General features: G+C 67.0%; 6 protein-coding genes and 1 pseudogene. 3 read left to right on the plus strand and 4 right to left on the minus strand.

All coding sequences use genetic code 11. The annotated features are described in order from the left end of the window. The first annotated feature begins 133 nt into the window (after positions 1–133). Complete coding sequence (locus tag CKW46_RS13455) at positions 134–1,690, plus strand: succinic semialdehyde dehydrogenase (RefSeq protein WP_012394298.1); 1,557 nt, start codon at positions 134–136, stop codon at positions 1,688–1,690. A 3-nt stretch (positions 1,691–1,693) separates the two neighbouring features. Here the strand turns inward: CKW46_RS13455 and CKW46_RS13460 are convergent, their stop codons facing one another. Continuing rightward, complete coding sequence (locus CKW46_RS13460) at positions 1,694–2,749, minus strand: TolB family protein (RefSeq protein ID WP_482053256.1); 1,056 nt, start codon at positions 2,747–2,749, stop codon at positions 1,694–1,696. Positions 2,750–3,182: 433 nt separating this feature from the next. After that, on the minus strand, positions 3,183–4,043 hold the full coding sequence (locus tag CKW46_RS13465; RefSeq protein ID WP_482053257.1) for an SCO6745 family protein: 861 nt from the start codon (positions 4,041–4,043) through the stop codon (positions 3,183–3,185). A gap of 262 nt (positions 4,044–4,305) precedes the next feature. Here CKW46_RS13465 and CKW46_RS13470 point away from each other — a divergent pair, with 262 nt between their 5' ends. Next, positions 4,306–5,817, plus strand: a complete 1,512-nt coding sequence (locus CKW46_RS13470) for an MFS transporter (RefSeq protein ID WP_482053258.1) — start codon at positions 4,306–4,308, stop codon at positions 5,815–5,817. Positions 5,818–5,947: 130 nt separating this feature from the next. Further along, positions 5,948–7,369 carry a PE family protein gene (locus CKW46_RS13475; RefSeq protein ID WP_482053259.1) on the plus strand — a complete coding sequence of 474 codons (1,422 nt, stop codon included), beginning with the start codon at positions 5,948–5,950 and terminating at the stop codon, positions 7,367–7,369. Positions 7,370–7,420: 51 nt separating this feature from the next. Here the strand turns inward: CKW46_RS13475 and CKW46_RS13480 are convergent. Next, positions 7,421–10,743: pseudogene (locus tag CKW46_RS13480) on the minus strand (protein kinase domain-containing protein). Between the two features lie 100 nt (positions 10,744–10,843). Then, positions 10,844–11,215, minus strand: coding sequence for a SpoIIAA family protein (locus CKW46_RS13485; RefSeq protein WP_011741014.1), 372 nt, complete (start codon positions 11,213–11,215; stop codon positions 10,844–10,846). Between the last annotated feature and the right edge of the window lie 185 nt (positions 11,216–11,400).

Below are 11,400 nucleotides of genomic sequence, written 5' to 3' on the forward strand. Positions count from 1 at the left end.
TGCCCGGCCGGATTCGGGCTACTCGTCGCCATTGGGTTGAGCAAATTCATCGGCGGCTAGTCTGTTGTTATAACTGGCTTACATTTGCCCTATAAATGTCCAACGAATCTGTGCGTCTTCGAGAGGTAGCGATATGCCTGTTCCGTCATCCGCGGTCTTCGAGCGTCTACTGAGCCTTGCCGCGATCAAGGACGTCGATGCTCGTCCGACCCGGACCATCGACGAGGTCTTTACTGGCAAACCGTTGACCACCATCCCGGTCGGCACCGCCGAAGACGTCGAGGCAGCGTTTGCCGAAGCTCGCGCGGCACAGGCCAACTGGGCGAAGCGTCCGGTCAGCGAACGCGCGGAGGTCATCCGCCGCTACCGCGATCTGGTCATCGAGAACCGCGAGTTTCTGATGGACCTGCTGCAGGCCGAGGCGGGCAAGGCGCGCTGGGCGGCGCAGGAGGAAGTCGTCGACCTGGTGGCCAACGCCAACTACTACGCACGCGTGTCCGCGGGCCTGCTAAAGCCCCGCACGGTACAGGCGCTGCTGCCCGGGATCGGCAAGACCACGGTCGGCTACCAGCCCAAAGGCGTGGTCGGGGTGATTTCGCCATGGAATTACCCCATGACGCTCACGGCGTCGGACTCGGTTCCCGCGCTGATCGCGGGTAACGCGGTGGTGCTCAAGCCGGACAGCCAGACGCCGTACTGCGCACTGGCGTGCGCCGAGCTGCTGTACCGGGCCGGCCTGCCGCGCGCGCTGTATGCGATCGTGCCGGGCCCGGGCTCGGTGGTGGGTACCGCGATCGCCGATAACTGCGACTACCTGATGTTCACCGGTTCGTCGGCGACGGGCAGCCGGCTCGCCGAGCACGCCGGCCGTCGGCTCATCGGTTTCTCGGCCGAACTGGGCGGCAAGAACGCGATGATCGTGACGCGCGGCGTCAACCTCGACAAGGTGGCCAAGGCGGCCACCCGCGCCTGCTTCTCCAACGCGGGCCAATTGTGCATCTCGATCGAGCGGATCTACGTCGAGAAAGACATCGCCGACGAGTTCACCCGCAAGTTCGGCGATGCGGTGCGAAGCATGAAGCTCGGTACCGCCTACGACTTCTCGGTCGACATGGGCAGCCTGATCTCCGAGGGACAGCTCAAGACCGTGTCCGGCCACGTGGATGACGCAACGGCCAAGGGCGCCAAGGTGATTGCGGGTGGCAAGGCTCGACCCGATGTCGGGCCGCTGTTCTACGAGCCGACCGTGCTGACCGATGTCACCCACGAAATGGAATGCGCGGACAACGAAACGTTTGGGCCGCTCGTCTCGATCTACCCGGTTGCCGACGTCGAGGAAGCCGTTGAGAAGGCCAACGACACCGAATACGGGCTCAACGCCAGCGTATGGGCGGGCTCGACCGCCGAGGGGGAGAAGATCGCCGCCCGGTTGCGGTCGGGAACGGTGAACGTCAACGAGGGCTATGCCTTCGCCTGGGGAAGCCTGAGCGCACCGATGGGCGGCATGGGAATCTCCGGGGTCGGCCGCAGGCACGGCCCCGAGGGGCTGCTCAAGTACACCGAATCGCAGACGATCGCCACCGCGCGGGTATTCAACCTCGATCCGCCGATGGGCGTCCCGCCCACCCTCTGGCAGAAGTCGCTCTTGCCGATCGTGCGCACGGTGATGAAGCTGCCCGGGCGGAAGTGACCGCTAGCCGCCGCTGGTTGCCGTCGCGGCTTGGGGTGGCCAGGCGAACGCATCCACCCCAGTGTCGATCTGTTGGCGGGTGCGCTTGTCCAGATCGGTGATGACCAGCGGCTTGCCCGGTGAGCTCTCCAGGTAGGCGACCACGTCGCCGGCTCCCCACCGGGGCCCCTGGACCTCGGCGGCGACGTTGGCGGCAATCGTTTGCGGCGCGCCGCCCGAGACATCGAGAACCTGCAGGCTTTTCGACCATTCGCCTTCGCCGCTTCGGGTTTCGGTGAAAGCCAGCTCGCCGGAGGACAGCGCCGCGAGATCGGAGTAGTAGGAGCCGGCTCTGGCGAACACCGTCCTGGGAGCTCCGGCCGGATCGGTGCCGGTGCCGCCGGGTGCGGCGGCGGAATAGATGCCACCGTCGCGAAGCGCAAACGGGATCTCGGTGAAGTTCGGACCGGAGGCATCGCCGTTGGTGAACAGGATCGACCGACCGTCGCTGCCGTAGGCCACCGAATACGCGTTGGTGTCCATCGCGACCGAGGCCGATGCCGCGCCGACCTCGAGGGCATTGACGTCGATGGGGGACACGTCGCTGCGCGCGTTCGCCCACGCGATGTGGTTGCCGTCCGGCGCCCACGCATATTGGTCGGCCGCGGCCGGGCGCTGCGGCGGCGACAGCACCGAGCCGGTGTCGGCGGCCGCGACGATCAGCAGGCCGCCGGCCATGGTGCCGTTGCTGTCGTTCTGCAGGAACGCGATCTGCTTGCCGGTTGGTGACCAGCGCGGGTTGACGATCTGCCCGAGTCGATGCCCGGGGGGCGGCGGGAGGGCGGCGGGGTCCACGAGTCGGTGGGGCGCCCCCGCCGGCGCATCCTCAGCCAGGTCGAGCACCCACAGCTCACCGCCGTAGTCCGAGGCGCTGTTCTTGTGGACATAGGCCACCCGCGTGCCGTCGGGGGACGGCGCCGGCTGCGTGTCGGCCGGTCCGTCGGTGAGCTTGCGTCCGGGGGTTCCGGCGGGATCGCTCACATACAGCGAACCCGCCTTGGCATAGAACAGCGCCGGCATCGAGGTTCCAGTGTTGGCGGTGGAGCGCTTGCTTGACGGCGGTGACCCCGAATCGGCCGCTGGACTGCAGGCCGGCGCCATCAGTACCACAAGGTATGCCACTATCGGGGCGGCTGAGCGACGCCAGGCCATGCATCCCACCTTATCGGTTCCCGGAGGCTGCGCATGCGGTGAACAGCGGCGCGGGCGTCATCGGTGGGTGCTTCGGCCGTACCGCCGTTGCGCGCGTCGGTGTTTGGAACTAGCGTTGACGGGCGAGCCGAAATCATCTGCTGTACAACGGAGTTCCGTCGCGGGAACGGATGCCCGACGAGGCCGCGTGGCAGCGGGTTTCGGCATCGGGCGCGAAAGTTCAACGAGGACAGGGGCCTTGTCGCGGTCCGCTGTTTCGCCCGCGCGAGGTCACCTCGCGACCATACGATCCGAGCAGTGGCTAAAAGTCGCGCCGTATACTCATCGGCGTCACCGAGCGCAGGTCACCCGCGGAAATCACGGTCTTTGCGACCTGTGTCAATGCCTGGAACAACGCGTCCAGCTCGGCGTCGTCGAGACCGTCAAAGGCGCGCAGCGCCAGCGCATCGGTGGTGTTCTCCAGGTGCTCATGCAATTCGCGCCCGGCGGGCGCCAACGATCCTTCTTCGGTGAGCAGGCCGCGGCCGACCAGGCTGTTGACACAGGCTTGCCACTCGGCGTCGTCGTAGTGGCGGGTTAGTTTCATGTAGTCGTTGGGGACTCCGTCGGCCGCGCAGTGGAACACATTTGACTCGCGTCCGGAGACGCCGGCGGCCACCAGCACCGCTACGTGGCTGTCCCCGCGATGCTCGCGCAGCAGGGTCGTTGCGTGCCACAGCGCCGCGACCGGATCCTCTGGCCACGGCAGGGCGCGATTGGCGGCAAACAATGCGCGCCCCTCCAGCGAAGCCCGGCTGGCGGCGCTGCCGGCCAGCCGGCCAGCGCTGCGCACGTTGTCGTCGTCGGTGAGCCCGTAACGCCGTAGGGCAGCCACCGCCGAATCTTGGCGAGCCTGCAGCGCCAGCCGCGGCTCGGCGATGTCCCAGGCCGCGGGCAGGGCCTTGGCCACCCGTGCGGGTGCGAAGTTGTAGAAGGCGGCTGTCACGACCTCCGGCGCCACCTGGCCCAGCGGGGCCGATCGGGCGGCGAAATAGCCCATCCAGAATCCGCGGTACCCAAGGTTGGCCAGGGCTGCCCGGGCCTCCGGAGCAAAATATGTGACGGCGTGGATGGGTTCGAAGCGATCGTATAAACGCCGGGCCAACTCGGGTGTGCGTTGCATTCCCGAAGCTAACCACTTAGTGGCGCCCCGCGGGAGCGCACCCGCCCCGACGGGTCCCGCGGCGGCCGCCAGCACCGTGATCGCCCGGACTCGGGTCGGAAGGTCGCCTACGAGTTTTGCCGATTGATTGGCTAATGTCGCTGGACGGCGCCTTTGGTTCCGGTGAGCCCGCGGTATGTCCCGGCACCGAAGACGTCGCGCTCGAGGCCTGTCGATACGCGCCGGTGCGTACCCGACTGCCCACCCAGAAACGGAGTCAGCGATGAGCGCACGCGCGCAAACCGGGACCATCTCGACGCACGTACCTGCACGGCTGGACCGGTTGCCGTGGGGACGATTCCACTGGCGCGTCGTGATCGGGCTTGGCGGCGTGTGGGTCCTCGACGGGCTCGAAGTCACCATGGTCGGCAACGTGTCGGCGCGGCTGACCGAGCATGGCAGCGGGATCAACCTGACGCCCGCGCAGATCGGCGTGGCGGCGTCGTTCTACATCGCCGGGGCCTGCCTGGGGGCACTGTTCTTCGGCCACCTCACCGACCGCTTCGGGCGGCGCAACCTGTTTCTGTTGACCCTCGCGGTGTACCTGACGGCCACCGTGGCCACCGCATTCGCCTTCGCACCTTGGTATTTCTTCATCGCGCGTTTCTTCACCGGCTCCGGCATCGGGGGAGAGTACGCCGCGATCAACTCGGCGATCGACGAACTGATACCCGCCCGCGTGCGCGGCCGCGTTGACCTGATCATCAACGGCACCTATTGGCTGGGTTCGGCCGCTGGAGCGGCCGGGGCGCTGGTCCTGTTGGACACCTCGAATTTCGCGCCCAACATGGGGTGGCGGCTTGCCTTCGGCTTGGGTGCCATCTTCGGCATCTTTGTGCTGCTGGTCCGGCGCAACGTCCCGGAAAGCCCACGCTGGCTGTTCATTCATGGGCGTGAGCAGGAAGCCGAGCAGATCGTTCGGGAGATCGAGGAGGAAGTAGAATGCGACACCGGCCAGCGGTTACCTGACCCGCCGGGGCGGCCGCTCAAGATACGTCAGCGTCAAAGGATTTCCTTGTGGGAGATCGCCCGGGTCGCGTTTACCCGCTATCCGCGGCGGGCCTTTCTTGGGCTGGCGCTGTTCATCGGTCAAGCGTTCCTCTACAACGGGGTCACGTTCAATCTCGGCACGTTGCTAAGCGGCTTCTACGGTGTCGAATCCGGACACGTGCCGCTGTTTTTCATCGTGTGGGCGCTGAGCAACTTTGTCGGGCCCCTGGTGCTGGGGCGGCTCTTCGATACCGTCGGCCGCAAGCCCATGATCACGATGTCCTACATCGGATCCGCGGTGATAGCCGTGGTGCTCGCGGTGATATTTGTGAACCAGACCGGCGGTGTCTGGACGTTCATCATCGTGTTGGCGGCGGCGTTCTTCCTGGCATCGGCGGGCGCGAGCGCGGCCTACCTGACGGTCAGCGAGATCTTCCCGATGGAGACCCGAGCCCTGGCCATCGCCTTCTTCTACGCGGTGGGCACCGCGATCGGCGGCATCAGCGGCCCGCTGCTGTTCGGTCAGCTGATCGAGTCCGGGCAGCGTAGCCAGGTGTTCTGGTCGTTCATCATCGGTGCCGCGGTGATGGCCGTGGCCGGCCTGGTCGAACTCTGGCTCGGCATCGCCGCCGAACAGCGCCCGCTGGAAGAGTTGGCGCTGCCGCTGACGGTGGCCGACGCCGAGGACGACGACGAACCGGCCGATGGGGCGGGCGCGCGGGGCGCGCAGCACCCCGGGAGCTGAGGCGGCGCCGCCGAAAAGCCGCGGGTGGCCGGCCGTGGGACGTTACGATCGGCGTCTGATCTGCCTTCAGCATCAAGGGCGCTTTCCGGGTGCGAAGCCAGGCCTTGACCGGGCCGACGAGAGGCGCGTGATGTCGTACGTGAGCGCGGTGCCCGAGGCGGTGTCGGCTGCGGCCACCGATCTGGCCGGCATCGGTTCAACGATCGCGGCGGCCAATGCCCTCGCCGCCGTCCCGACAACTGATCTGCTGGCCGCGGCTGCCGATGAGGTGTCGACGGCCATCGCGTCGCTGTTGGGCACGCATGCCCAGACCTATCAGACCCTCAGCGCCCAGATGGCGGCGTTTCACCGCCAGCTGGTGGCGGGCTTGCACTCGGGCGCGGCCGCCTACACCGCCGCCGAGGCCGTCAACGCCGCGGCCGCGCAGAACCTGGATCTGGCCGTGTCGTTCAGCGGGGTGCAGCTGCTGCAGCGGGGCAGTGCCAATGCCACCACCGCGGGTTTTGGCTCGCTGGCGGTCGCCGTCGGCGAGAACAGCACCGCCCGGGTCGGCGGCGGCGTATTCAACGGTGCCTGCGCCATGGGGGCCGACAGTTTCGCGGCGGTCAACGACGTCACCGGGGGCGCTGCCGCCTCCGGCGGCTTCAACATGGCCGGAGCCTTCGGCGCCAGTGTCGCGTCGGTGAACACCGCGGGCTCCGACAACGGGGCCACCGCGAGCGCGGACGGCAGCTTCAACAACGCCTGGGCCTTCGACGGCAGCGCCGCCGAAGTCAACACCGCCCGCGCGGACGGTATGGACGCCGTCGCGGGGGCCACCGGCAGCTTCAACACGGTCGGAGCCTTCGGCGGCGGCGCCGCGCTGGTCAACGATGTGACCGCCCAGACGTTCACCGGCGCTGCCAACGCCGACGCCACCGGCAGCTTCAACCGGGCCTGGGCCTTTGACCAGTACAGCGACGCCGAGGTCAACCAAGCCATCGCCAACGCCAACCTGAACGGCACCGCCACCGCCAGCATCGTGGGCGACTTCAATGTGGCCGGGGCGGTCGGCAACAGCCTGGGCACCGTCAACTTCGCCGATTCCGCCGCCACCGGCGACACCACCAGCGGCGTAGTGACCGGCAATTTCAACTCGGCCTGGGCCATCAGCGACATCCAGAACGCCGACGTGGCCACCGCCAACCCCGCGCTGGCGATGGACGGCGGCACCGCCGTCTCCCACGGCGACTTCAACGCCGTATTCGGCGTCGGTGGTGGCAGCGCTATTGCCAATGGCGCCACGGCGGTGACCGCGGGCACCGCCGCCGTCAGCGGCGGCGTTTTCAACACGGCCGCGGCGATCGGCTCGTCGACCTTAGCCGAAGTCAACCCCGCCAACGACGGTGTGGCCATCGGTGCCGGAAACAATGCCTGGGCACTGGTCACCGATGCCCAGGCCAGCGCCGGTGCCGGGAACTTCAATCTCGCGCTCGCTCGCGCGTACAAGGCGGTGGCCGACGCGACCGGCGGCAACGGCATCGTCGATATCCAACCGCCGTTTTTCTGGTGAGCAGCAACCTGGACGGTGCCGGAAACCAGGTCCCGAAACTAGGTCCCGAAACTAGGTAAGGCCGGCTTCGACGGCCAGGCGCACCAGCCCCAGCTCGTTGCAGCGTTGTGCGAGGCCGACCGACTCCGGATCGGGCTGCAGTCCCGCTGCGCGCAGCGTTTCGGCCAGCAATAGCTGAGCGCGCAACGCCGCCCACGGTCGTAGCGTGGCATCAATACCGGTCAACAGATCGCGAGCGCGTCGGTGGGCGTCAGCGCGGTCCTGCTCCGAACCGCCGGCCGACAGCAACCGAATAGCGGAGGCTTCATCGAGTTCGTAGGTGAGCGTGACGATTCCGTCGTCACTCGAGTTGTGGCGGGTATCGCGCAGCCGGGCAGAAACCGGCGGCGAGAGGCCGATGCCCAGCCTGACCCGCTCGTGGTTGATCGCCGCTGACAGTCGCGGTAGGTGCAGCTGGTCGGCGACCGCCATCCCAGCCTCCAGCCGCTCCGCCGCTGCGGCGCAATCCCCGTGCGCCGCATTGACTCTGGCGCCGGCCACAAACCGCGCCACCAGGTAGTCCACTCCGCCGCCCTCCGGGCTCAGCCGATAGCTCTCGTCGAGCAGGAGCTTGGCTTCGGTCAATTCGCCGACATCGTGCAGCATCTCACCGAGGAAGGCGCCGGCGATCCGCGTCGCGTTGGAGTTCGTTCCGCAACTCTGTGCGATCTCCACGGCTCGCCGGAACTCGGCGACCGCGGTCGCAATATCGAGCGCAAACTTGGCGGCCAAGCCCAGATAGCACCGCGCGTAGACGCTGACGAACGGGCCCATCATCTCTCGGTAGGGTGTTGCCCACGCCAAGAGGCGGCGCACTTGGTCGAACTGGAACCGGTAGAGCGCGGCGAACGCCGATACGTTTCCGGCGACCGCGGGCACCCGCGGATGAAACGTTTGCGGCCTCGAGAGTGCCTCGGCGACAAGCGTGTCCACCCGGTCGATGCGGTCGGCGAACGTGTCCGCGACCGCCTGTAGCACATCGGCTTCCACCCGCAGGTCGGCTTGGGTGGCCGGGTCCGCGTGATCGAGCGCCTTCGTGAACAGATTGAGCGCGGCGGGCACCTTGCGTTGCAGCAGCATGTTCGCCCAAGCGATGGCCAGTTGCAGCCGCTCCCGGGAGACGATCAGCCGTGGCGGCAGCTTCTTGACGATCTCGAGCAAGGTCGTCATCTTGGACTGTTCGAGCAGGTTGGTTTCGTCATCCTCGACGAAGTCGACGGCAAGAGCGGGATCGCCGGCCGCCAACGCGTGCTTGACGGCATCGTGGAGCCGGTCGTGTTCTTTGAGCCACAGCGCCGCGGTGCGATGCAGCTGCGCGACCCGCTGCGGATCGTCGCGCTCGAGCCGGCGGCGCAGAAACTCGGCGAACATCTGGTGGTAGTGAAACCAGCCCGGTTCCTCGTCGACCGGCTGCAGAAACAGGCCACGCTGGGCGACCTGCTCCAGCAACGCTTGGCCCCGGGGCACCTGCGCCAGGGCCGAAGCCAGATCCGCGCATATTCGCTCGGGAATCGAGGTGGCCAGGACGAAATCGACGATCTCGGGTTCCAGTGAGGCCAAGACATTCTCGGCGAGGAACTCACCGATCACCTCGCTGGTGCCGCAGAGCTTGCCGACCAGCGTCGACGCGTCGGCGCCGCCTCGCACGGACAGCCCGGCCAGTTGCAGCCCGGCGGCCCAGCCATCGGTTGACTCGGTCAGGGCGGCCACATCGTTGCCGGTCAGCGATAACCCACCGAGGCTGTCGAAGAATGACGTCGCCTCGCCGGAGTCGAAACGCAAAGCCGCCGAGTCGATCTCGACCAGCTCATCGGCCAGTCGCAGTCTGCTCAACGGCAGTCCCGTCCGGGACCAGCTGGTGACGATGATCTGCAGGTGATGGCACCCGTGTTCGAGCAGAAAACTCAGGGCGGCGATGGTTTGGCTGTCGGACACGCGCTGCCAATCGTCGACGATCAGGGTGGTCGGCTCGTCGGCGTCGTGCAGGGCGTCGATGATCGACGTCAGTAGGTAGCGGCTCCCGTCGTCGCCGTGCTCCTCGAGTACGTGGTCCAGTGACTCGGCCACCCCCGGATGCACCCGCCGGATCGACTCCAGCAGATGCGCCAGAAACCAGACGGGGTTGTTGTCGCCATCGTCGATCGTCAGCCACGCGACCGCGACGCCCGCGCGCACCAGTTCCTCGCGCCACTGGGCGGCCAGCGTGCTCTTGCCGTACCCCGAGGGCGCGTAGATCAGAATGAGCCGGCGCCGGCCGGCCGCGCTGAGCGCGTCGGTCAGCCGCCGGCGGCTGACCCGCGACCGGGCGGGAACCTGGGGACGATACTTGGTCGCGGGGGTGGGCGGTGCCGGGGTGCATGGGTGTCGTGTCCGTACGTCGACCGGGCGGTGGCCAGATCGCTGCGGGGCGCCCCCAACTCGACCGGGTGCGCCATCTCGTCGACGGCGACGCCATGTTCACGCTGAACTTGGCGAAGTTGCTCACCAAAAGCGGCGGCACTGTCGGGACGATCCGCGGGATCGCGCGCCATCGCCTTTTCGATCACCGAGGCCACGTCGGCCGGCAGGCCTTCCCCACGCAGATTCGGGATCGGTTGCGAGGTGATCCGCAGAAACTGGGCCACCACCTTTTCACCGCGGCGGCGCTCGAAGGCGGCATGACCGGTGATGGCGGAAAACAGTGTCGCACCAAGTGAATACACATCCGACTGCGGCGTCGGCGGTGCACCCTCGAGCACCTCGGGGGCGGTGAAGGCCGGGGAACCCGTGATCACCCCCGTCGAGGTCTGGAAACCTCCGGCGATCCTGGCGATGCCGAAGTCGGTGAGTTGCGGCTCGCCGTAATCGGAGATCAGGATGTTTCCCGGTTTGACGTCACGATGCAGCGTGCCTACCCGGTGCGCGGCCTCCAAGGCGCCGGCCACCTTGACCCCGAGCCGCACCACCTCGCCCCAGTCCAGCGGCCCGTTGCGCCGGACCAGCGCTTCTAGCGAGTCGTTCTGGTGATACTGCATCACCAGGAACGGACGGCCGGTCGCGGTGGTACCGACTTCGAGGATGGTGACGATGTGCGGGTGCCCGGACAATCGGCCCATCGCGCGTTGTTCACGCAGGAACCGATCGAGGTTGTCTGGATCGAGGTCAGCGGTCAAGACCTTGACCGCGACGGTGCGATCCAGGGACGGCTGGAAGGCGCGATAGACGATGCCGAAGCCACCGCGTCCGACTTCGGCGACGTTCTCGAATCCGGCATCGATGAGCTCGCCGGGGATACCCGAAATGCCACCCCGCTGGGCAGGGTGTGCCTGCGTTGTGTACGGAGCATCCTCAGCCATCGATGGTCACCATCCCTCGCTGAAACACCACCGTAACGCCCAGTGGCTCGGGTGCACAGGCCCTTTGCTCCAGCGCGCCCGAACGGCGTTGAGCGTGGGTCTAGCCGGATTCTGCGCTGACCCAGGCGCGGGCTTCCTCGGCTTGCGTCGGGGTGAAGGTGCGCAGCTCGCCGGGCATCAGGAACCCGACGAATTTCACTGTCTGCTTGATCCATTCGATGTTGGTGACCACGGCAAACCGCTCCCACCGGAGGAAGTGGCTGAATCCCAGCTTAGTGTCCTCCCACATGGCGCCAGGGTCAAAGCCGCCGAAATCCGAACCGATTTCGTAGTAGATGCGCACCTTGTCGTGGTTGAGCAGCCGCTTCTCGATATCGGGGATGACCACCGTCTCGTAGTCGTCCTTGGTGACATGCCCGTGACACACGAATGCCGCTACCTCGTCAGGAAAATCCGTCAATACCTCAATCATGCTGTCCTCCTCGTCGAGTGACTCGCACCCGTCCGGCCGGGCGCGCCGGTGGATGCAACCTCGACGCTATCCGGTGCGCGGTAGCCGAGTCAGGAGCAAATAGTGCCGACTTGACGAGGCTTTCTTCCTCCAGGCCGACTTCGAATCCCGCCAAACCGGCACGACGGTCGGCTGTTTGGTGTGTC

The organism is Mycobacterium liflandii (assembly GCF_022354805.1).
GTDB classification, from domain to species: Bacteria; Actinomycetota; Actinomycetes; order Mycobacteriales; family Mycobacteriaceae; genus Mycobacterium; species Mycobacterium marinum.

What these genes read in the sequence shown, in the direction of transcription:
- CKW46_RS13475 (WP_482053259.1), top strand. Translation starts at nt 5,948, where the DNA reads ATGTCGTACGTGAGCGCGGTGCCCGAGGCGGTGTCGGCTGCGGCCACC.
- CKW46_RS13470 (WP_482053258.1), top strand. Translation starts at nt 4,306, where the DNA reads ATGAGCGCACGCGCGCAAACCGGGACCATCTCGACGCACGTACCTGCA.
- CKW46_RS13460 (WP_482053256.1), bottom strand. Translation starts at nt 2,749, where the DNA reads ATGCCGGCGCTGTTCTATGCCAAGGCGGGTTCGCTGTATGTGAGCGAT.
- CKW46_RS13465 (WP_482053257.1), bottom strand. Translation starts at nt 4,043, where the DNA reads ATGCAACGCACACCCGAGTTGGCCCGGCGTTTATACGATCGCTTCGAA.
- CKW46_RS13455 (WP_012394298.1), top strand. Translation starts at nt 134, where the DNA reads ATGCCTGTTCCGTCATCCGCGGTCTTCGAGCGTCTACTGAGCCTTGCC.
- CKW46_RS13485 (WP_011741014.1), bottom strand. Translation starts at nt 11,215, where the DNA reads ATGATTGAGGTATTGACGGATTTTCCTGACGAGGTAGCGGCATTCGTG.